The organism is Serratia sp. HNCC26DJ206 (assembly GCF_057180605.1).
The window spans coordinates 65681-89130 of sequence record NZ_JBXUGP010000009.1; the positions used below are offsets into that span (position 1 = coordinate 65681).

At 54.6% G+C, this 23450-nt stretch carries 16 protein-coding genes; 5 read left to right on the forward strand and 11 right to left on the reverse strand.

Going from position 1 to position 23450, the window contains the following annotated elements:
- Positions 1 to 12 precede the first annotated feature (12 nt).
- Together pflB and pflA are read left to right on the forward strand one after the other, a co-directional pair.
- On the forward strand, positions 13 to 2295 hold the full coding sequence (pflB, locus tag AC2A1E_RS07875; protein WP_484383286.1) for a formate C-acetyltransferase: 2283 nt from the start codon (positions 13 to 15) through the stop codon (positions 2293 to 2295).
- 324 nt (positions 2296 to 2619) lie between these two features.
- On the forward strand, positions 2620 to 3360 hold the full coding sequence (gene pflA, locus AC2A1E_RS07880) for a pyruvate formate lyase 1-activating protein (protein ID WP_484383287.1): 741 nt from the start codon (positions 2620 to 2622) through the stop codon (positions 3358 to 3360).
- A gap of 50 nt (positions 3361 to 3410) precedes the next feature.
- Here the strand turns inward: pflA and AC2A1E_RS07885 are convergent, their stop codons facing one another.
- From AC2A1E_RS07885 to lrp, 11 genes are all read right to left on the reverse strand, one after another.
- Positions 3411 to 4553, reverse strand: a complete 1143-nt coding sequence (locus AC2A1E_RS07885; RefSeq protein WP_484383288.1) for an MFS transporter — start codon at positions 4551 to 4553, stop codon at positions 3411 to 3413.
- A gap of 118 nt (positions 4554 to 4671) precedes the next feature.
- Positions 4672 to 5226 (reverse strand): ferredoxin-type protein NapF, encoded by a 555-nt coding sequence (gene napF, locus AC2A1E_RS07890; RefSeq protein WP_484383289.1) that lies wholly within the window; start codon positions 5224 to 5226, stop codon positions 4672 to 4674.
- Positions 5226 to 5834: a Tat proofreading chaperone DmsD gene (gene dmsD, locus AC2A1E_RS07895; RefSeq protein WP_484383290.1), complete on the reverse strand. Its 609-nt coding sequence runs from the start codon at positions 5832 to 5834 to the stop codon at positions 5226 to 5228. Before dmsD ends, napF begins: the two co-directional genes overlap by 1 nt.
- Before the next feature lie 47 nt (positions 5835 to 5881).
- Positions 5882 to 6742 carry a DmsC/YnfH family molybdoenzyme membrane anchor subunit gene (locus AC2A1E_RS07900; RefSeq protein ID WP_484383291.1) on the reverse strand — a complete coding sequence of 287 codons (861 nt, stop codon included), beginning with the start codon at positions 6740 to 6742 and terminating at the stop codon, positions 5882 to 5884.
- 1 nt (position 6743) lies between these two features.
- Complete coding sequence (locus AC2A1E_RS07905; protein WP_484383292.1) at positions 6744 to 7361, reverse strand: DMSO/selenate family reductase complex B subunit; 618 nt, start codon at positions 7359 to 7361, stop codon at positions 6744 to 6746.
- Positions 7362 to 7371: 10 nt separating this feature from the next.
- On the reverse strand, positions 7372 to 9825 hold the full coding sequence (dmsA, locus tag AC2A1E_RS07910; RefSeq protein ID WP_484383293.1) for a dimethylsulfoxide reductase subunit A: 2454 nt from the start codon (positions 9823 to 9825) through the stop codon (positions 7372 to 7374).
- A gap of 341 nt (positions 9826 to 10166) precedes the next feature.
- Positions 10167 to 11459, reverse strand: a complete 1293-nt coding sequence (gene serS / locus AC2A1E_RS07915; RefSeq protein ID WP_459402160.1) for a serine--tRNA ligase — start codon at positions 11457 to 11459, stop codon at positions 10167 to 10169.
- 110 nt (positions 11460 to 11569) lie between these two features.
- Positions 11570 to 12913 (reverse strand): replication-associated recombination protein A, encoded by a 1344-nt coding sequence (locus AC2A1E_RS07920; RefSeq protein ID WP_473187685.1) that lies wholly within the window; start codon positions 12911 to 12913, stop codon positions 11570 to 11572.
- Positions 12914 to 12921: 8 nt separating this feature from the next.
- The gene (gene lolA / locus AC2A1E_RS07925) at positions 12922 to 13533 is read right to left on the reverse strand and encodes an outer membrane lipoprotein periplasmic chaperone LolA (RefSeq protein WP_484383294.1); all 612 of its coding nucleotides are present in this window, start codon (positions 13531 to 13533) and stop codon (positions 12922 to 12924) included.
- A 200-nt stretch (positions 13534 to 13733) separates the two neighbouring features.
- The gene (locus AC2A1E_RS07930; protein WP_484383295.1) at positions 13734 to 17180 is read right to left on the reverse strand and encodes a DNA translocase FtsK 4TM domain-containing protein; all 3447 of its coding nucleotides are present in this window, start codon (positions 17178 to 17180) and stop codon (positions 13734 to 13736) included.
- Positions 17181 to 17300: 120 nt separating this feature from the next.
- Entirely contained in the window at positions 17301 to 17795 is a 495-nt protein-coding gene (lrp, locus tag AC2A1E_RS07935) for a leucine-responsive transcriptional regulator Lrp (protein WP_004928318.1), read from the reverse strand.
- A gap of 707 nt (positions 17796 to 18502) precedes the next feature.
- Here lrp and trxB point away from each other — a divergent pair.
- From trxB to cydC, 3 genes are all read left to right on the forward strand, one after another.
- Positions 18503 to 19474, forward strand: coding sequence for a thioredoxin-disulfide reductase (gene trxB / locus AC2A1E_RS07940; protein ID WP_484383296.1), 972 nt, complete (start codon positions 18503 to 18505; stop codon positions 19472 to 19474).
- Between the two features lie 440 nt (positions 19475 to 19914).
- Positions 19915 to 21681, forward strand: a complete 1767-nt coding sequence (gene cydD / locus AC2A1E_RS07945; RefSeq protein WP_484383297.1) for a heme ABC transporter permease/ATP-binding protein CydD — start codon at positions 19915 to 19917, stop codon at positions 21679 to 21681.
- 2 nt (positions 21682 to 21683) lie between these two features.
- Positions 21684 to 23420 (forward strand): heme ABC transporter ATP-binding protein/permease CydC, encoded by a 1737-nt coding sequence (cydC, locus tag AC2A1E_RS07950; protein WP_484383298.1) that lies wholly within the window; start codon positions 21684 to 21686, stop codon positions 23418 to 23420.
- Positions 23421 to 23450 lie beyond the last annotated feature (30 nt).

The following is a 23450-nucleotide window of genomic DNA, read 5'->3' on the forward strand; positions in this document are numbered from 1 at the left end:
GGTAGGTGTATAATGACCGAACTTAACGAGAAGTTAGCTAACGCTTGGCAAGGTTTCAGCGAAGGTGACTGGCAGAAAGAAGTCAACGTGCGTGACTTCATCCAGAAAAACTACACTCCTTACGAGGGTGATGAATCCTTCCTGGCTGGCGCAAGTCAGGCTACTACCACCCTGTGGGACAAGGTGATGGAAGGGATCAAACTGGAGAACCGCACCCATGCGCCAGTTGATTTCGATACCAACGTTGTTTCTACCGTGACTTCTCATGATGCGGGCTACATCAACAAAGATCTGGAAACCATCGTCGGTTTGCAGACCGATGCCCCTCTGAAACGCGCGCTGATTCCCTTCGGCGGCATCAAGATGGTTGAAGGTTCATGCAAAGTGTATGGTCGTGAACTGGATCCACAAGTTAAAAAAGTGTTCACCGAATACCGTAAAACCCACAACCAGGGCGTATTCGATGTTTACACCAAAGACATCCTGAACTGCCGTAAATCCGGCGTGCTGACCGGCCTGCCAGATGCCTATGGCCGTGGCCGTATCATCGGTGACTACCGCCGCGTTGCGCTGTACGGTATCGACTTCCTGATGGCCGACAAACTGGGCCAGTTCAAGTCTCTGCAGAGCAGACTGGAAAAAGGCGAAGATCTGGAAATGACCATCCAGTTGCGCGAAGAGATTGCTGAACAGCACCGCGCACTGGCCCAGATGAAAGAAATGGCGGCCAAATATGGCTATGACATTTCTGCTCCGGCTAAAACCGCACAAGAAGCCGTGCAGTGGACCTACTTCGGCTACCTGGCCGCGGTTAAATCCCAAAACGGTGCAGCCATGTCCTTTGGCCGCGTATCCACCTTCCTTGACGTGTTCATCGAGCGCGACATCAAGGCTGGTAAACTGAGCGAAGCACAGGCGCAGGAACTGATCGACCACCTGGTGATGAAGCTGCGTATGGTGCGTTTCCTGCGTACCCCAGAATACGATGAGCTGTTCTCTGGCGACCCAATCTGGGCAACCGAGTCTTTGGCCGGTATGGGCGTTGATGGCCGTACGCTGGTGACCAAAAACAGCTTCCGTTTCCTGAACACCCTGTACACCATGGGGCCGTCACCAGAACCGAACATGACCATTCTGTGGTCTGAAAAGCTGCCGTTGAACTTCAAAAAATACGCAGCGAAAGTGTCTATCGACACCTCCTCCCTGCAGTATGAAAACGACGATCTGATGCGCCCAGACTTCAACAACGATGACTATGCCATCGCCTGTTGCGTCAGCCCAATGGTGGTCGGTAAGCAAATGCAGTTCTTCGGTGCGCGTGCCAACCTGGCAAAAACCATGTTGTATGCAATCAACGGCGGCGTTGATGAGAAGCTGAAAATCCAGGTTGGCCCGAAAGAAGCGCCAATGATGGATACCGTGCTGGACTATGACAAAGTCATGGAGCGCATGGACCACTTTATGGATTGGCTGGCCATGCAGTACGTGACATCGCTGAACATCATTCACTACATGCATGACAAGTACAGCTACGAAGCTGCGCTGATGGCACTGCACGACCGTGATGTTTATCGCACCATGGCTTGTGGTATCGCGGGCCTGTCCGTTGCCGCTGACTCCCTGTCTGCCATCAAGTACGCCAAAGTGTCCACCATCCGTGATGAAGACGGCCTGGCCGTTGACTTCAAAATCGAAGGTGAATATCCGCAGTTCGGTAACAACGATTCGCGCGTCGATGACATCGCTTGCGATCTGGTAGAACGTTTCATGAAGAAAATTCAGAAACTGCGTACCTACCGTAATGCGGTGCCGACTCAGTCGGTTCTGACCATCACCTCAAACGTGGTGTATGGTAAGAAAACCGGTAACACCCCAGATGGCCGCCGTGCAGGCGCTCCATTCGGCCCAGGGGCTAACCCAATGCATGGCCGCGATCAGAAAGGTGCAGTTGCCTCTCTGACCTCCGTCGCCAAGCTGCCGTTTGCCTACGCGAAAGATGGTATCTCTTACACCTTCTCCATCGTGCCTAACGCGCTGGGTAAAGATGATGACGTGCGTAAAGCCAACCTGGCAGGCCTGATGGATGGTTACTTCCACCACGAAGCCTCCATCGAAGGCGGTCAGCATCTGAACGTTAACGTGATGAACCGTGAAATGCTGCTGGATGCGATGGCAAACCCTGAGAAATACCCTCAGTTGACCATCCGTGTATCCGGTTATGCGGTGCGCTTCAACTCGCTGACTAAAGAACAGCAACAAGACGTGATTACCCGTACTTTCACTCAGTCGATGTAATTCACGCTGCCAGTGGTCGGGTCACACCGACCACTGGAAAAACACCAAGGCCGGATATTCCGGCCTTTTTAATACTCAACGTTACACGAGTCTGTTTTGCCAGATATCTCCCACCATAACCTCAAGCGCATGCCGCTTGCTGACGGTAAGGGTTATACTGAATGGATATCCGGCAAAACAGTTACCCGGCAAGTAACCGACCAACAGGAATCGTTTCACTCCGGCGCCGGGCCTGCTCTGTTGCCGCATCGCTGATACCTGTCTGGTGGTTACCAGCCTAATTTTAGACTGCGTTTAACAGTCAATTTTGGAGAGAACCCCGCAATGTCGTTAAAAGGCCGCATCCACTCATTCGAATCCTGTGGCACCGTTGATGGCCCCGGTATCCGCTTTATTGTTTTTTTCCAGGGCTGCCTGATGCGCTGCCTGTATTGCCATAACCGCGACACCTGGGACACGCACGGCGGGAAAGAAGTCACCGTAGAAGAGCTGATGACCGACACCGTCGCTTATCGTCATTTTATGAATGCTTCCGGCGGCGGTGTCACCGCGTCCGGCGGCGAAGCCATTCTGCAGGCGGAATTCGTTCGTGACTGGTTCCGTGCCTGTCATCAGGAAGGCATCAGCACCTGCCTGGATACCAACGGCTTTGTGCGCCGTTACGATCCGGTGATTGATGAGCTGCTGGACGTTACCGATCTGGTGATGCTCGATCTGAAGCAGATGAACGATGATATCCACCAGAATCTGGTGGGGGTTTCCAACCATCGTACGCTGGAGTTTGCCCGCTATCTGGCCAAACGCAATCAGCGCACCTGGATCCGTTATGTGGTGGTGCCAGGCTGGTCAGATGACGACCAATCGACGCACTTGCTCGGTGAGTTCACCAAAGACATGACCAATATCGAGAAGATCGAGCTGTTGCCTTACCACGAATTGGGCAAGCATAAATGGGTGGCGATGGGCGAGGAATACAAACTGGACGGCGTCCGCCCACCAAAAGCCGACACCATGGATCGCGTTAAAGGGATCCTGGAAAGCTACGGCCATAAAGTGATTTATTGAGCGGTATTGGTTGGTTCAAAAAAACCGGCGCTCATGCCGGTTTTTTATTTTCAGGCCGCCAGCGGTGTCTGATGACGATCTGGCTTTCTCAGCAGCATCAGCAAGTAAATCAACGCCACGGCGGCGATCGCCACAAACAGCAACCGATCGGAATAATTCTGCATCAGCAGAGAGGTCATTGACGGCCCCAGCAGGCTGCCGATGGTGTAACTCATCAGCAGCGCCTGATTCATCGCCACCAACTCGTGCGACATCACTTTTTCACAGGCCCAGGACATGGCCACCGGATAAAGGGTAAAACCGGCACAACCGAGGATAAACAGCGTAGGTGCCATGGCATAGTTACCCAGCATCACGATGCTGGCGAGGATCACCACGAACACCTGAATGCGTAATACCAGCAGGCGGCCATAGCGATCGGCCATCCGCCCTACCGGCCATTGGCCGACAATCCCCGAACTGACCAGCAGCGCCATCCAATATCCCACGTTGGCATCGCTCATGCCCTGATGAGCCAGATAAAGTGGCATCAAACCGTACAATGAACCGAGCAACATGCCAGAGATAATGCAGCCATTGATCCCCAGCCGCGCGCTGCGGCGCTTGAACATTGGCCAAACGGCAATCTGCTGCGGTTCGTCATCCTGATTATTCACGCGGGCAAACAGCATCGGTAACATTGCTGCGATCACAATCGCCGTCACCCAAGGCACCACGTTCAGCAGTTCGGTGGACACCATACTCAGCAACAGTTGCCCGGCCACCGTTCCAAGATAATAAACCATCATATAGGCTGCCAGCAGTTGGCCACGGTTGCTCAGATTACCGCTGCGCAACAGGGCACTTTCGACGATCACCCAGATCAACGCGCACCCTACCCCGGCAAAAAAACGCCAGCCCATCCAGCTCCAGAAGTCGAGAGACAGTGCCATACCGGCAGTCGCTACGGCAAACATCAGGCAGGAAAAATGGTAGCTACGGGTAAAACCAACGCGTTTGATCAGTTTGCCCGCAATCAGCGTGCCGACCAGGTTACCGGTAAAGTAAGAAGAACTGACCATCCCTACTTGCCAGGTTGACAACTGAGCATGAGTTAACCAAAGAGGGACTAAGGTATTCAACACGGCAATAGAAACCGTGAGCAACAACAGGCCGCAGAGCAATAACAGCACTGGGCGGGAATATGCGGACATAGTGAATTTGAAACCGAACGCGCTAAGAGTGCGCGCATCATGCCACTGGCGATAAAAAAGTCAATCGGTGGCTAAGTGATAACCGCACAATATGTTTGGTCATGCGCGAAATCTGCGGTTACGCCTGTTCGGGTAACGCCTTCTCACCGAGCGGGGAAAGTGAAATATGCCCGTGGAAACAGGATAACTTGCATAAACCACAGCCGTTGCAAAGCTCGCTGTCGCACTGCAATTGGCGATCGCCAGCGGCAGAAATGCCGAAAGCCAACGCCTGCTGCGGGCAGTTAATCGTACACATCCGGCAGCTATCCTGCCGCCCTAGACAGCTCAGGCTGATCTGCGGGCGCAACAGGGTATCGCAGGGCATTTGATCGCGCAGCGCTCCCGTTTGGCAGGCTGAGGTACATTTCCGGCAAGCATCGCATTCAGTGAAATCGATGTTCAACGCGGCCTTACCCTGATCGACATGTAATAGACCATACGGGCAATGGTTCACACAGGCACCACAGCCGTCACACAGCGCGCTGAATAACGGCTCAGGCACTGCCTGCGGCGGACGAGCTACCGCAGGCAGTGTCAGAGGTTCTGGCTGGCGTTTGCTGCGATCCATCCAGCCCGTCAGCAACCTGCGCCGGCTAGTGCCTTGCGGTGTCAGTTGCTGATTATTTTTCATCAGAAATACAGATCCCGCGTAACCACTGGCACAGGGCAATCGGCCGCCCAAGCAGCCAGCGTGACTTGCGCTAACTGTGCCAGCCCCTGGTAGAACGGATGCCCGGCGTGTTGCTGTAACAGCTCCAGATAACGTGGTGCCCACGGCAGCAGATGCTGTGCCAGTAGCCCACTCACCATAGCCTGCTGGTGCTCTTCCGCCAGCCAGGCCGCCATCATCAGCAACGTCCCGATATGGTCTTCCGGCTCATTATGCTCGCGCTGTGCTTCGATGCCATTCGCGCGCAGCCACTGGCGCAAACGCAGCGTCGAATCACCAAACAGCACGCTTTCTTTATCCAGATATACGGAACCCCAAGGTGGCGCAGGTAACGCATAAGGGCCAACAAACAGGCGTTGATAAGCGTCTGCCAGCGTCTCCGGCTGATCTTCTGCCATTCCCTCTGCGATCAAGGCAGCGGCCTCCTCGCAGCCTTCATACGGCCATTCCACAGCCCACTGTGGATCCTGCAATGTCGCCAGTAATGGCTGGCTCTCTTTGCTCTCCGGTGGTGCATACAGCAAAATACCCAGCACTCGGCCGGTTAACGCGATTTTCTCAAGCATCATAACGAGGGCTTCTCCAGAGGCGCAGCACGCTGCGCCCAGGTTAAACGTCAGCCAGCAACTGCCATGCCAACGGTCATATGCAGGCCGTAGAACACACCACGGCCAATCAACTCACCGGCAAAGACTAACACAAAGCCCAAGGTCAGCCCCATTACACCCGCATTGCCACGGCGCAACAGCGGACAAATCCAGCAACCCAGCCCCAACACCAGCAATACCAACCGCCAAACCATCAGTTGGCCGTATTGCGGGATCAGCGCCGAAGCCTGCTGTACCGAGCTGCTGATCGTCGCCAGTTCACTGCCTTGCAACAACGCAGAACAAAGGCTGAGCAACAGCGCCAGCACGCTCAGCATCACCAATTGGTAACGCCCAGCAACCTCCAGCCCAGCAGCGCGCAACAGCAGCACGCCCAACATCGGCCCACCGATCAGCACCGACAGGAAGAAGTTAAGGGTGGTGTAGCCGTTATGCCAGGTCGGTACCGTATCGATCTGGTAGACGCGCGTCATGGCATAGACAAACAGCAAGCCCAGTATCATGGTCACTGCCAGCCACATTTTCCCCAACGACTGCGGCAGTTTTTTCAACACGGCCAACAGCCAGTACAGGCCACCTACCGCAAAGAACAGCGCACCGCTGGCAATTTCGTTGCTCAACGCCGAAGCACCAATGCGGTTTAGCGAGTTGAAAGCGCGCAACGGTGTTCCCAAGTGCAGCACCGAAGCAACAAACGCAATGCCCATCAGCAGCCACAGGAAAAACATCGTGCCATGTACCGCTTTGCTCTGACGATCGGTCAGATTCCCGGTGATCAACGCCAGCCCCATGACTATCACGCCGCCCACCACGAACTGCCCTAACACGGTGAACACCATCAGCGGCCATTCATGCCATCCCATACCCATTTTAAACCTCCTTCGGATTGGCCAGATGGCCAGTAGTGTCACCACTTGGGCGGCTGTTGGCGTTCGGTTTCAGCACGATACAAGGCTTGGTGAAATGGGCTGCCGGTAACGGAGCCACTTCAGCCAACGTGCCATACTGTTTGCGCAGTTCGTCGATTGGGCCAAAATCCAGCGCACGTAGCGGACAAGACTCCACGCACACTGGTTTTTTCCCTTCGGCAACGCGCTCATAGCAACCGTCACACTTGGTCATATGGCCTTTTGCCGCATTGTACTGCGGTGCGCCATACGGGCAGGCCATGTGGCAGTAGCGGCAACCGATACAAATCTCTTCATTCACCACCACTAAACCATCTTCGCGCTTATGCATCGCCCCGCTTGGACACACCTTGGTACAGGCAGGATCTTCGCAGTGGTTACAGGCGATCGACAGATAATAGGCAAACACGTTCTGGTGCCAGCTATCGCCGTCCTGCTGCCAGTCCCCCCCGGCATATTCATAAATACGGCGGAAGCTGACGTCCGGAGTCAGGTTTTTATAGTCCTTACAGGCCAGCTCGCAGGTTTTGCAGCCGGTGCAACGACTTGAATCGATAAAGAATCCATATTGCGTAGTCATCAGCTACTCCTTACAGTTTGGCGACCTGCACCAGGTTGGTATGAGAAGGGTTCCCTTTGGCAAGCGGCGAAGGACGCTGAGTGGTCAGTACGTTTATACTGCCAGCATGATCGATACGGCTGCCGTCTGGCGAATACCAGGCCCCTTCCCCCAGCGCGACCACGCCCGGTAACATACGTGGCGTTACCTTGGCGTTAATGCGCACCTCGCCGCGATCGTTGTAAATGCGGATCAGGTCACCGTTAGCAATACCTCGCACTCTCGCATCAATCGGGTTGATCCACATTTCCTGGCGGCAAGCAGCTTTCAGCACGTCCACATTGCCGTAGGTAGAGTGAGTGCGCGCTTTATAGTGGAAACCGGTCATCTGTAGCGGATACTTGCTGCTCAACGGGTCGTCGAGGCTTTCAAAACCTGCCGCGTAGATCGGTAATGGATGTATTACGTCGTCTTTTGCCAGCTCCCAGGTAGCCGCCAGTTTCGCCAGCTCAGCGGAATAGATTTCGATCTTGCCGGAAGGTGTGGTCAGCGGGTTGGCCTGCGGATCGGCACGGAACGCTTTGTACGCCACGTGGTGACCATCGGGATCGCGCTGTTTGAAGATCCCTTGCTGCAAGAACTGTTCATAGTCAGGCAACGCCGGGATTTTCTGGCGGGATTGCTGGTAAAGATGGCGCAGCCACTCTTCCTGAGTGCGGCCTTCGGTAAACGCCTGCTCAACCCCCATACGGCGGGCGATCTCGCTGGTCATGTCATAAATATTTTTGCACTCGAAACGCGGTTTGATAGCTTGATCGGCAAAAATAACGTAGCCCATATTGCCGCTTGAAGCATCCAGGCAAAAATCGCGCTGTTCGGAAGCGGTGCAATCCGGCAGTACTAGGTCAGCGTATTTTGCTGACGACGTCATATGGTTGTCGATCACCACGATCATTTCGCACTTCTTGTCGTCCTGCAAAATATCGTGTGTCCGATTGATTTCCGAATGCTGATTAACCAGGCAGTTACCGGCATAGTTCCAGATAAACTTGATCGGCACATCCAGTTTGTCCTTGCCGCGTACCCCATCGCGCTTGGCGGTCATTTCCTGGCCGCGCAGGATGGCATCGGTCCACAGGAACATCGAGATGCTGGTTTTCACCGGGTTTTCCAAGGTTGGCATCCGCACGAACGGCAGCCCGTACGACCCTTCACGCGCCCCGCTGTTACCGCCATTAATCCCTACGTTACCGGTCAGGATCGGCAGCATAGCAATGGCGCGGGAGGTCAGTTCGCCGTTGGACTGGCGCTGTGGCCCCCACCCTTGGCAGATATAAGCCGGTTTCACACTGCCGATTTCACGCGCCAACTGGATGATGCGAGCGGCGGGGATACCGGTAATCTGCTCGGCCCAGGCGGGCGTTTTCGCCACGCCGTCTTCGCCTTGGCCCAGGATATACGCCTTGTAGTGCCCGTTAGCCGGTGCGCCGGTTGGCAAGGTTTTTTCGTCATAACCGACGCAATATTTATCCAGGAAAGGTTGGTCGACCAGATTCTCAGTAATCAGCACATGCGCCAACCCGGCCACCAATGCCGCATCGGTGCCGGGGCGGATTGGTATCCATTCATCTTCGCGCCCGGCGGCGGTATCGGTATAACGCGGATCAATAACAATCATGCGCGCATTCGAACGCTCACGCGCCTGCTCCAGCAGATAGGTGACGCCGCCACCGCTCATGCGGGTTTCGCCGGGGTTGTTACCGAACATCACCACCAGTTTGCTGTTTTCGATATCGGTCGGGCTGTTGCCATCGGCCCAACCACCGTAGGTGTAGTTCAGGCCCATGGCAATCTGGGCCGTGCTGTAGTCGCCATAGTGGTTCAGATAGCCGCCACAGCAGTTCATCAGGCGAGCAATCAGCGTAGCGCCCGGCGGCCAGGAGCGGGTCATGGTGCCACCCAGCGTCCCGGTGCCGTAGTTCAGGTAGATGGCTTCGTTGCCATAATCTTTGATGATGCGTTGCAGGTTATCGCCGATCAGCGTGAAGGCTTCATCCCAACTGATGCGTTTGAACTTGCCTTCACCCCGTTTGCCCACCCGCAGCATCGGGTATTTCAGACGATCGGGGTTGTACACGCGGCGGCGCATCGAGCGCCCACGTAGGCAGGCGCGTACCTGATGCAGTTCTGCGTATGCATCGTTGCCGGTGTTGTCGGTTTCGACATATTTGATTTCGCCATCGACAACGTGCATACGCAGCGGGCAACGGCTGCCGCAGTTTACCGTACAGGCGCTCCACACGACTTTTTCATCGGGTGGCATGCTGGCGGGTGTCGTTGAAGAGGTTTCAGCACCCGCTTGGCGGCTGAACGGCAGGGAGACCCCGCCAACGGCGAGGGCAAGGCCACCGATGGCGCTGTTCTTAACCAGTTTTCGCCGCGAGCACCGTAGGCCGGGCAATGGTTTTTTTTCGGATTCACTCATATTTGTTTCGCTCTGGGTTGCTTCAGTTAGCCAGTGGTATGGCAACAAGAAAATCTGCAATCAAAGGGTTACGGAATTCTGAAAGCAGATCGGCTTCAAACACGCAGGCAAAAGCGTTTTTATAGTGGCCTGCGAACAGCGAAACTATCCTCCTAAAGAGGTAGTTTCACTTTGTTCACAATCAATAATTAGTTGATATAAATGGCTTTAATGATAATGATTTTTATTTCAGAATTTATTGTGTTGAATTTGGTGGGAGTATTATCGAGGACGGACTTTTTTGGCTGTCCTAACAAAAAAAGCGCCCAAAGGCGCTTTTCAGTCAGGTTTAGAACTGTTTGTTAGCCGATATATTCCAGGCCACCCATGTAAGGGCGTAATACTTCAGGCACCTGAATGCGGCCATCGGCCTGCTGATAGTTTTCCAGCACGGCGACCAAGGTACGGCCTACGGCTAAACCAGAACCGTTCAGCGTATGCACCAAGCGCGGTTTTTTCTCGGTTTTGCTGCGGCAACGAGCCTGCATGCGGCGCGCCTGGAAATCCCACATGTTGGAGCAGGAAGAGATTTCACGATAGGTATTCTGCGCAGGCAGCCATACTTCCAGATCGTAAGTCTTGCATGCGCCAAAGCCCATATCACCGGTACACAACAGCACTTTACGGTATGGCAGATTCAGCAACTGCAGCACTTTTTCAGCATGGCCGGTCAGTTCTTCCAACGCCGCCATGGAATCTTCCGGGCGGACAATCTGCACCATTTCGACTTTATCGAACTGATGCATACGGATCAGACCGCGCGTATCGCGGCCATAAGAACCGGCTTCGGAACGGAAGCAGGGCGTATGCGCCGTCATCTTCAGCGGCAGATCGTCTTCGTCGAGGATCTCGTCACGCACCAGGTTGGTCACCGGCACTTCCGCCGTTGGGATCAGCGCATAGTTGCTGCTTTCTGACTCTTCTTCCAGCGGCTTGGTGTGGAACAGGTCTTCACCAAATTTAGGCAACTGACCGGTACCGTACAGGGTCGCGTGGTTTACCAGATACGGTACGTAGGTTTCCAGATAACCGTGCTTTTCGGTATGCAGATCCAGCATAAACTGCGACAGCGCACGGTGCATGCGGGCCATTTGCCCTTTCATCACCACAAAGCGTGCGCCGGTCAGTTTTACCGCAGCGGCAAAATCTAAGCCACCGGCCATCTCACCCAGTTCAACGTGATCGCGCACGGTGAAATCATATTGACGCGGTTCACCCCAGCGGAAAACTTCCAGATTTTCGCTGTCGTCTTTACCGTTCGGCACGGCGTCGTCCGGCAGGTTTGGCAAGATCAGGGCGTAATCACGGATCTCGTTCTGCAACTTATCCAGCTCGGCCTTGGCGGCATCCAGCTTTTCACCCAGTTCGTTCACTTCGCGACGCAGCGGCTCGATATCTTCACCGCGCGCTTTGGCTGCGCCGATGGATTTCGATCGGGAGTTACGCTCTGCCTGCAGTGTTTCAGTTTCTACCTGCAGAACTTTACGGCGTTCTTCTTGCGAACGCAGCAGGTCCAAATCGAGTTTAAAGCCTCTGCGAGCCAGTTTTACGGCGACTGCGTCTAGCTCATTACGCAGCAAATTGGGATCGAGCATGCTAATCCTGTGCTTGTTGTTATTGAAAGAGAAATTGTTGTTTTATACGGCGACGTTAAAGCCACATAAAAAGAAGAGTGATACCCGTTAACCTTACCGCAACGGCAACGCTAGCGGTAGCGTTTTGTCTGGCTATTTTGATCCTGCTCAGCGAGCCATGCCAACTTTTCACCGATTTTGCCTTCCAGCCCGCGCGAGCTCGGATGATAGTAGCGGGTAGCCGCCATTTCCGGTGGGAAATAGCTCTCACCCGCCGCATAGGCATTGGGTTCATCGTGGGCATAGCGGTATTCCGCACCCAGCCCCATTTCCTTCATCAGCTTGGTTGGCGCGTTACGCAAATGCTCCGGCACGTCGTAATCCGCCATCTCTTTGGCATCACGCACTGCGGCTTTGAAGGCGGTGTAAACCGCATTGCTTTTCGGCGCGCAGGCCAGGTAAACGATCGCTTGGGCGATCGCACGTTCCCCTTCCGCAGGCCCGACGCGAGTGAAACAATCCCAGGCGGCAATCGCCACCTGCATGCCGCGAGGATCGGCATTGCCGACATCTTCGGAAGCGATAGCCAGCAAGCGGCGCGCCACATACAGCGGATCGCCCCCGGCGGTGATAATACGAGCATACCAATACAACGCTGCATCCGGCGCTGAACCACGCACCGATTTATGCAACGCAGAGATCAGGTCGTAATAGCGATCGCCTTTATTGTCGAAGCGCGCGCTGCGTTCACCAGAAACCTCTTTCAGCAATTCCGGCGTTAATACCCGCATTCCCTGAGCATCGATTTCAGCCATATCGGCCATCATTTCCAGGCTGTTCAACGCACGGCGCGCGTCGCCGCCCACCAGTTCCGATAGCATGCGCTGGGTGTCTTCCGGCAGCACCACGTTCTGGCCGCCAAAACCACGGCCGTTATCCTTCATGGCCTGATCCAGCACCTGGCAGATATCCTCGGCGGTCAGCGCTTTCAACAGGTAGACGCGAGCACGAGACAACAAGGCCGAATTCAGCTCAAAAGAGGGGTTTTCCGTGGTGGCACCGATAAAAGTGATAGTCCCGTCTTCAATATGCGGCAAGAAGGCATCCTGCTGGCTTTTATTGAACCGGTGCACTTCATCGACAAACAGAATGGTACGGCGGCCAGCATCACGGTTTTGCCGCGCGCGTTCGATCGCCTCGCGGATTTCCTTGATACCGGAAGTGACCGCAGAGATCCGCTCAACGTCCGCCTGGCCATAACGGCCAATCAGTTCTGCCAGCGTGGTTTTCCCGGTTCCCGGTGGGCCCCACAGGATCATCGAGTGCAGTTGCCCGGCTTCAATCGCCCGTGGCAAAGGCTTACCCGGTGCCAGCAAATGCTGCTGGCCGATGTACTGCGCAAGCGTTGTTGGCCGCATACGCGCGGCCAAGGGTTGGAATTCATTGTGGGAAAAATCGAGTGACAGATTACTCACGCAGACCTCTACTTGCGCTGGTCATCCAGCGTCACCCCCTTCGGCGGGGTAAATTTGAATTTGGCAGCATCAACGCTGCTGTTCTGCTGGCTTTTTAGCTGGTAATCACTGCGTTGGCCGTCTTGTTCAACTGCGGTAAAACTCTTGATCGTACCGCTGTTGGTGACTGTGATCGCAAACTGTTTCAGATTGCCACTGCTAGCTTTTGGCGTCAGCTCAAAATCATCGCCTTTTTGCTTAACGTGGTACTGTTTCCAATCGTTGGCATTATTACGGGTAATCAGCATAAACGGCGTGTTGCCGGTAGCACCCTTCAGCCAGGTAGCAGTCACCTGCTCAACAAACGGGTTATAGAACCACAGGGTTTCGCCATCAGAAACCAGCACGCTCTCATCCGGAGAAGTCATATGCCAGTTAAACAGGTTCGGGCGTTTTACCCACAGCTCACCTTCCCCTTGTTGCACCGCAGCACCGTCACTGCTGGTCACCGATTGGGAGAAACTGGCGTGGAAACTGTTCACTTTCGCCAGGCGGTTTTGCAGATCCTGAGAGGCATCCGCCAGCACTGACGTGGACGCAAAGCCTGAAAGCAGGCAACAGGCAACTAACAGTTTTTTCATTATTCCAGATACCTTATGAAATTCATTTACCGCAGGGCAGTGCCACACGGATCAAATAACCTTTAACGTTCACCACTGTACCTGAAGCCCTGAACGGGCTGCCAGAACAATACTCCGAGAAATTCACGGGTTTACGCTTCTTTGCACAAGGGCCGCTAAAGCGGCCCTTTATGATTGCTACAACGGGTAGATATCAGCTATCAATCGTGACGCGGCGGAGCCAACACTTCGCGGTTGCCGTTATGCCCCTGCTCGCTGACGATCCCCTGCGCTTCCATCTGTTCGATGATACGCGCAGCACGGTTATAACCGATGCGGAACTGACGTTGTACGCCAGAAATAGAAGCGCGGCGCTTGTCCACCACAAACTCCACGGCCTGATCGAACAGCGGATCCAGCTCTTCATCACCGTCCAAGCCGCCAGCCGCACCACCTTCGCCTTCGTCACCACCGCTGAGGATCCCCTCTTTGTACTGCGGCCGTTCACGGGCTTTCCAATCTTTCACTACCGCATGCACTTCCTGATCGCGTACAAAAGCGCCGTGCACACGTACCGGAATGGAGGAGTTAGGTGCCAAGTACAGCATATCACCCATCCCCAGCAAGGATTCAGCACCACTCTGATCGAGAATGGTACGGGAGTCGATCTTGCTGGAAACGGTGAACGCAATACGCGTTGGAATGTTCGCTTTAATCAACCCGGTAATGACATCTACCGACGGACGCTGGGTTGCCAATACCAGATGGATACCCGCAGCACGCGCTTTCTGTGCCAGACGGGCGATCAGCTCTTCCACTTTTTTACCGACCGTCATAATCAGGTCAGCAAACTCATCCACCATCACCACGATGTAGGGTTCTTTTTCCAACATCGGCATCACGGTGCCCATGCTGTCTGTCGGTTTCCAGAACGGATCCGGAATCGGTCTACCCATCGCTTCGGCCTGATCGACGCGCTCGTTATAACCCGCCAGATTGCGCACACCCAAAGCAGACATCAGCTTATAGCGACGTTCCATCTCGGCGACACACCAGCGCAACGCGTTGGCCGCATCTTTCATGTCGGTGACCACATCAGTCAGCAGATGCGGAATACCTTCATAGACCGACAGCTCCAGCATTTTCGGGTCGATCATGATAAAGCGCACTTCTTTTGGCGTGGCTTTATACAAGATACTCAGGATCATGGCGTTGACCCCGACCGACTTACCGGAACCGGTGGTCCCGGCCACTAGCAAGTGCGGCATTTTACCCAGATCGGCCACCACCGGCTGACCGGAAATATCTTTGCCCAACACGATTGCCAACGGCGACGGATTATCACGGAATGCCGGGCAATCCAACACTTCTCGCAGATACACGGTTTGACGCTTAGCGTTTGGCAATTCGATACCCACGTAAGGTTTACCTGGGATCACCTCAACCACGCGCACCGCGGAGGTTGACAGCGAACGCGCCAAATCACGCGACAGATTGGAAATACGTGCGGCTTTGACGCCTGGCGCCAGATCCAGTTCGAAACGTGTAATCACTGGGCCAGGCAGAATATCCACAACGTCAGCCTTAACCCGATAATCTGCCAAGCTAGCTTCCACCAGACGGGCTTTCTGCTCCAGCTCAAACGAATCAACCGGTTCCACCTCTTTCGGGGCTTCAGTCAGCAGATCCAGCGTAGGCAATGGCGTCGTCGGCTTTTGCAGCGGCTGATCGTTACGCATCAGGAACGGGTGGATCAGGCTGTCCATCGCGGGCGCGGCAGGCTGCTGCTGTGCTGGTGGTTGATAAGGCTGTTGCGGCTGATAAGCAGGTACAGATGGCGTTTGAGGCCGTGGAGCCTGATAAGCGGGCGTTTCTGGCTCAAACTGACCGAAAGGCACATCATCTTCTCTTTCGCTTTGCAGTTCGATACGTTCTTCAAGCTGCGGCGACAGGGTGAATAAAGGCTCTTTTGGACCATCATCAACCAAGTCTGCCATCGGTGAGAAACTGAAGGCCTTGCTGGTGTCAACAAGGCGCGAGACTGGCGCGGGTTCAGACAGCGTATTCTCTTCACCATAGCGTGCCTGCTGTTGCTGCGCAAAAGCCTGGCCAAGAGCCGCTTCCTGCACAGCGCTTTCATCATCATGCTGATATTCTTCGCCATAGCGCTGGTTCTGCTGCTCGGCAAATGCCTGGCCCAGTGCAGCTTCCTGCAAAGCCTCGTCTTCCTGCAAATCGCTGGCAGACTGTTGCAAAGGTTCTTCGCTGCGATGACGCTGCACCTGCTCTGCCATGCGCTGCGAAGGCAATTTGATGCCATAGGAGGCCAGTTCACGCCGAGTGGGGATACGCACCGGATTCGGACGCGGTAATTCAGGGCCAATACCTTGCTTAATCTGGGAATTACCGTCGCTGGTGGCAGTAAATGCTGGCATAAAGGTATGGTTAACCACACTGGCTACGGTGCTTGCCGTAGCGGATGGTGGTTTTACTGCACCAAAGGAAGGTGCATCGTCGCTATCGCTGGCGCTAAACCCGGTTGAACCACTGAAACCAACGTGATCGCGCTGTGCGGCAGAAAAATCAAACGGCGACTGCTCACGCGGCGGCGCAACAGATGCCTGCCAATCCCCCAAGCGCGGCTCATCTTCGTCCTGATAAGGGTCTACCGTACGCGTCGTTTTCGGTGCGGGTGTTTCTTCCGGGAGCTCAAACGAATAGAGCGGTGGTGTGCTCTGCTCTTGCACTGGGCTCAACGGATGCTGACTGATCGAAGCAGGTGCTGCGGGTGCAGCCGTCACCGGAGCCGGAGTGGTTACCGGCATATCAACCACCGCTTGTACAGGCTCATCAGCAGGAAGTTCGTCATCAATGGCGCGCAAACCACTCAAAAGTGGATCAACATCATCTTGTTGCGCCATTTCACTGACCGAAGGCGCAGAGAACAGCACGTCATCATCGTCCGCCACAGCGGCTACGGCGGTGCTCTTAGCATCTGGCTCTGACTCATCAATCAATCCGTCGTCATCATCGTGATAATGATCGTCACGACGTGAACGGTTGGTCATGAAAGTAGCTGTTCCCAGTACCACTCCACCGATTTTTTCAGCGATAACCAACCAGGACCAGCCGGTGAACAGCGTTAATCCCACCGCCCAAATGCCCAACAGCGCCAAGGTGGCACCAATGCCATTAAACCACGGCAGCATGGCAGTGCTCAGCAAACTGCCAATCACACCACCGGAGGCGAAATAGTAGAGATCGTCGACATTCAGTGCTGCCAAACCACAAGAGGTGAGCACCAGCGCCAACGTACCGATCAGGCGCAACGACAGCGCAAAATAGTCAATATAATCATGATTGCCGCGCTGACGGAACCCAGCCCAGCATAGAATGAACATGATCGGCGGTATCGCGTAGGCGAGTACTCCGAAGGTGAAGAACAGAGTGTCGGCCAACCATGCGCCAACACCGCCGCCCAGATTATGGATCGGCTCGTGCCATGCAGTTTGCGACCAACTGGGGTCAGAAGGATTGAAACTGACCAGTGCAGCCATAAGGTAAACGGCAAAAATCGCTACCACGATCGACAAAGCCTCAAGCAAACGCTGCCCGCTGCTGAGCCTCTTCAGGGTAACTTCTTTATCTTCTGTGTATTCCTGGCTCAAGAAAGGCTCTCCAGGTTCCTGTTAGCTGGCATAGTAACAGCGCCGAGAGGCTTCCTCGGCGCCGAAACTGTATGGATAAACAGGAGTATAACGAATTTAATCAGGTTTTGCACCTGCGTCTTACCGTGTTTTGATAACCAGACGGTTACTCTGTTTCACTTCTTCCATCACCACGTAAGTACGGGTGTCATTAACCCCCGGCAAACGCAACAGAGTTTCGCCCAGCAATTTACGGTAAGCCGACATATCGGGCACACGGGTTTTCAACAGATAGTCGAAATCACCGGAAACCAGATGACACTCCTGAATTTCTTCAAGTTTCTGTACGGCTGAGTTGAATTGTTCAAACACGTCCGGCGCACCGCGGTTCAGCGTGATTTCCACGAAAACCAGCAGGGAAGCGTCCAGATAATGTGGGTTGAGCAATGCGGTATAACCATGGATAAAACCCTGACGCTCAAGACGGCGCACGCGTTCTAAACATGGCGTTGGGGATAACCCCACGCGCTTCGAAAGCTCGACGTTCGAAATTCGCCCATCCTTTTGCAATTCATTCAGGATGTTGCGGTCGATACGGTCAAGATCTTTACCCGGGCGTTTTTTATTGTCTGCCATTATTATTGTCTCTCTTATGTTCTTCCCTGCACTTGCCACACCCTAGCCAACGTCAATGTGCAAGGGCTTGTTCCAAGCGAAGACCCGATGTCTTTGATAAGCGGCTCATTCCCCTGAGACAGGGAATATTTCTGTAACACTTACCGCCGTATTGCTCCTTTTCACTACCATCTTCCGCCGTTGTACAGCCTGTCTGTCCACCCCATACAACGAATTCAAATGATGCTCACATGCAGAAGAGAACTCACTCCCCTAGAGCCAAATCCGCCCTCACCTGCCGCAACGATGTAATACGCTGCTTTATCGGCATAGATACAAACGGTTTACTGCTGGTCCGGGGATAATTTCTTCTTCCTATGATGTTTTCGCAAATGCGCAGCGGATTGTCAAAGTAAAAGAAGTAAAATCAGAAGAACGTGCCGTGAGGAAAACGGAGCGCCTCATTTTCAGTTAGGAATCTCCGCATTAAAAAGCCAGGAAATTAGCCACATAAAACCCACAAAGATATCATTTTTCACGCATTTATGAACAGATATAATCCTTGCATTGGGATTAATTAAATTACAACGTCTGGCGCTCAGGGAGTGCCATTAATCGACACCTGCTATCAAACAAATCGTTAACAACATTCCCTGATGCTTTTTTTACTGAAGTATTTTCCCTACAATCGCTACCACTGTCCGCCATCGTGGAAAAAGAGGTTATTCATGGGCACGGCTAAACATAGCAAATTACTGATTCTGGGTTCAGGCCCGGCTGGCTACACCGCCGCTGTTTATGCAGCGCGGGCAAACCTGAACCCGGTGCTGATCACCGGTATGGAGCAAGGGGGTCAGTTGACCACCACCACCGAAGTCGAAAACTGGCCTGGTGACGCCGAAGGGCTGACTGGCCCGGCGTTGATGGAGCGTATGCGCGAGCATGCTGAAAAATTCGAGACTGAAATCGTCTTTGACCATATCAACAGTGCCGATTTGCAGAACCGTCCTTTCCGCCTGTTTGGCGACAGCGGCGAATACACCTGCGATGCGCTGATCATCGCTACCGGTGCTTCTGCCCGCTACTTAGGGCTGCCAACGGAAGAAGCCTTCAAGGGCAAAGGGGTTTCCGCCTGTGCGACCTGTGACGGTTTCTTCTACCGTAATCAGAAAGTTGCGGTAGTGGGTGGGGGTAACACCGCTGTAGAAGAAGCGCTGTATCTCTCCAACATTGCATCTGAAGTGCATCTGATTCATCGCCGCGACAGCTTTCGCTCGGAAAAAATCCTGATCAACCGTTTGATGGATAAAGTGAAGAACGGCAACATCGTCCTACACACTGACCGTACTCTGGATGAAGTGCTGGGCGATCAAATGGGTGTCACCGGTGTGCGTATCCGCAGCACCAAAGCTGAAAATGAAACCGAAGAGTTGGCCGTTGCCGGCGTGTTTATCGCAATCGGTCACAGCCCGAATACCGCTATCTTCGGTGAGCAGCTTGCATTGGAAAATGGCTACATCAAAGTGCAGTCCGGCATTCATGGCAACGCGACCCAGACGAGTATCCCTGGCGTGTTTGCAGCCGGCGACGTCATGGACCATATCTATCGTCAGGCAATTACCTCTGCCGGTACCGGTTGCATGGCGGCACTGGATGCCGAGCGTTACCTCGACGGTATCGCCCAGGCTGAAGTGCGGTAAATCTTTCCTTCGTTCACTCCAAGGCGGCTTCTTAGCCGCCTCAGACTGCTGACAAAGCCAGATATTAGGGAGAGCGTGCCGAAGGGGTCGTAGCGGCGTAAGCCGCCGGAGCGCCCCTCGGTGCGCTAGGCCCGAGTATCTCTGGCTTAAAAACCACTTTGTCATCAACCTCCGCCTTATTTATCCCCAGCGTATTTCAAAGATCCCCCTGAATTGCCGAAAACCTGGCCGCAGCATATCCCCTAAATAATTCGAGTTGCAGGAAAGCCAACACACCTGCTGCTCGAAGTATTACGGGGATAGGGATATTTATTTTCAGTCTGCATGGTGACGAGGTAACATTAGCGTTCACTTGTTTCGCTTCAGGTCGAGGCAAACACTTTTTTAACAGTACGTTAACCTGACCTGTTACGGCAGGCATCGGCGACGCAGACTACCTGATGAAAAAAACCAGACAGTACCAATTAACCCGTTGGCTCAAAACCCAGAGTGCATTGGCGCAGCGTTGGCTGCGTCTTTCCATGCTGTTAGGCCTGCTCAGCGGCATTTTGATCGTCGCCCAGTCCTGGCTGTTAGCCTCCCTGCTTCATGCCCTGATTATCGAACATCAACCCCGCGCTGAACTTGTCTCCTCGTTTATCGGGTTGATTGCCGCCTTTGCGCTGCGAGCGCTGTTAAGCTGGCTGCGCGAGCGCGTCGGCTTTATCTGCGGGCAAGTGATCCGCAAGCGCATGCGGGCGCAGGTACTGAATAAACTGCAACAGCTTGGTCCTGCCTGGATCCAGGGGAAACCCGCCGGTAGCTGGGCCAGCATCATTGTCGAACAGATCGAAGATATGCAGGATTACTATGCGCGTTACCTGCCACAGATGTATCTGGCGGTCTTTATCCCGCTGCTGATCCTGGTTACCGTTTTCCCAGTTAACTGGGCCGCCGGATTTATCCTGCTGGCCACCGCTCCGCTGATCCCACTGTTTATGGCGCTGGTCGGTATGGGCGCCGCAGATGCCAACCGCCGGAATTTTGTGGCGCTGGCACGCCTGAGTGGCAATTTCCTCGATCGGCTACGCGGGTTGGATACGCTGCGGTTGTTTAACCGTGGGCGGGCAGAAACAGAACAGATTGCCAAGTCCTCGGAGGATTTCCGCCAACGCACCATGGAAGTGCTGCGTATGGCTTTCCTCTCCTCTGCGGTGTTGGAGTTTTTTGCTTCTATTTCCATCGCCGTGGTAGCGGTCTATTTTGGTTTCTCCTATCTCGGTGAACTGAATTTCGGCAGCTACGGCACCGGCGTTACGCTGTTTGCCGGCTTCCTGATGCTGATCCTCGCGCCGGAATTCTTCCAGCCGCTGCGCGATCTCGGTGCTTTCTACCATGCCAAGGCGCAGGCCGTTGGCGCAGCCGAAGCGCTGGAAACCTTCTTGGCCGCAGAAGGTGAGCAGGTGGGGAATGGGACTCAAATTATCGATACCGCAGCAGCGCTAACGTTGCAGGCACAAGATCTGGAGATTCTCTCCCCTAACGGCGTATTGCTGGCCGGGCCACTCAACTTTACGCTCCCGGCCAACCAACGTATTGCGCTGGTCGGGCTAAGCGGCGCTGGGAAAAGCTCACTGCTAAATCTACTGCTCGGCTTCCTGCCGTATCGAGGGTCATTGCAGGTTAACGGTACAGAACTACGTGAACTGGCGGCGGCAAGCTGGCGCCAACAGCTCGGCTGGGTGGGGCAAAACCCGCAGCTGCCAGCACCAACGCTAAGAGAAAATATTCTGCTTGGCGCGCCCGAAGCCAGCGAAGAACAACTACAGCAGGCGATTGAGCAGGCTTACGTCAGCGAATTCCTGCCGCATCTGCCCAACGGGCTGGAAACCGATCTGGGCGATGGCGCAGCACGCCTTTCCGTTGGCCAAGCGCAGCGGGTAGCCGTCGCACGCGCGCTGATCAGCCCACGCCGCTTGCTGTTGCTGGATGAACCGGCCGCCAGCCTGGATGCACACAGTGAACGCTGGGTGATGCAGGCATTGAATAACGCCTCACATCAGCAGACCACCTTGCTGGTGACACATCAGTTGGAAGATATCGAAGATTACGACCAGATTTGGGTGATGGACAGCGGGAAAATCGTTCAACAGGGCGATTATGCCACGCTCAGTACCCAACCCGGCCTGTTTGCCAATCTGATTGCCCACCGCAGCGGGGAACTATAATCATGCGCGTTTTATTGCCATTTCTGGCGCTGTACCGCAGACACAGCTTTCTGATTTGCCTGGGAATTATTCTGGCGATCGTCACCCTGCTGGCCAGTATCGGCTTGCTGGCGCTTTCCGGCTGGTTTCTGGCGGCTTCTTCACTGGCCGGGTTGGCCGGTTTATTGACCTTCAACTACATGTTGCCAGCGGCAGGCGTACGCGGAGCCGCGATCTTCCGCACCGCAGGGCGTTATGCAGAGCGCGTGGTCAGCCATGATGCAACCTTCCGCGTGCTGTCGCATCTGCGAGTGTTTACCTTCAAGAAGATCTTGCCGCTGTCCCCCGGTGGTATTGCCCGCTTCCGTCAGGCTGAATTGCTGAACCGATTGGTGGCCGATGTCGATACGCTCGATCACCTGTATCTGCGGGTGATCTCCCCGTTGGTCAGCGCCGCTGTGGTGATTATGGTGGTGACTTTCGGCCTTAGCTGGCTGGATGGCCCGCTAGCCTTCACCTTGGGTGGCATCTTACTGCTGTTGCTGCTGTTGCTTCCCCCAGTGTTCTATCACGCCGGTAAGCCGATAGGGGGCGAATTAACCGCACTGCGTAGCCAATACCGCACCGAGTTGGCAGCTTGGCTGCAAGGGCAGGCAGAACTGGTGATTTTCGGCGCGCTAGAGAGTTTCCGTACCAAACTGAATGCCACCGAACAGCGCTGGCAACAGCGTCAATGGCAGCAGGCTTCGCTGGGCGGAATCGCTCAGGCATTAACGATTCTTGCCAGCGGCCTCACCGTTACGCTGATGCTGTGGCTGGCGGCAGCCGGTATCGGCGGTGATACTCAGCCAGGAGCGCTGATTGCACTGTTTGCCTTTGCCGCACTGGCTTCCTTTGAGGCCATGATGCCGGTTGCTGGCGCTTTCCAACATCTAGGCCAGGTCATCGCCTCCGCAACGCGCGTCAAACAGATTATCGATCAGCAACCGGAAGTTATTTTCTCTGAGAGTGGGCCTGTGGCACAGCCGGGCGCAACGCTAAACCTGCATGACGTCTCTTTCACCTATCCAGGGCAACCGCTCCCGGTGTTGCATAGCATCGCGTTGAATCTTGCCGCCGGTGAACACATCGCGCTGCTGGGGCGAACCGGCTGTGGCAAATCCACCCTGCTGCAACTGCTGACGCGTGCCTGGAATGCTGACAGCGGTGAGATTCAGCTCAATGGCCAACCCTTGAACAGCTATGATGAAGCTACGCTGCGCGCCATGACTGCGGTCGTCAGCCAGCGAGTGCATATCTTCAGCAGCACGCTGCGTGAAAACCTGCGCATCGCCGCTCCGCTGGCAAGTGATGAGGTACTGAACAACGCCCTGCAACAGGTTGGGCTGGGCAAACTACTGGAAAACGAAGGGCTGAATGCCTGGTTGGGTGAAGGTGGCCGTCAGCTTTCCGGTGGCGAACAGCGCCGCCTGGGGATCGCCCGTGCGCTGCTGCATCAAGCCCCGCTGCTGCTGCTTGATGAACCTACCGAAGGGCTGGATGCCGAAACCGAGCAGCAGATTTTGGCTCTGTTACGCCAGCACTGCCGTGGCAAAACGCTAATTCTGGTGACCCATCGTCTGTATGGGCTGGAACATTTCGATCGTATCTGTGTGATGGATGGCGGCAAGATCGTGGAACAAGGTCATCATGCTGCCCTAATGCAGCAACAAGGTCGTTATGCCCAATTCCATCAGCGGATCAGTAATATATCGCTGTAAAACGGCCTGTAGGCAACGCTAAGAGGATTT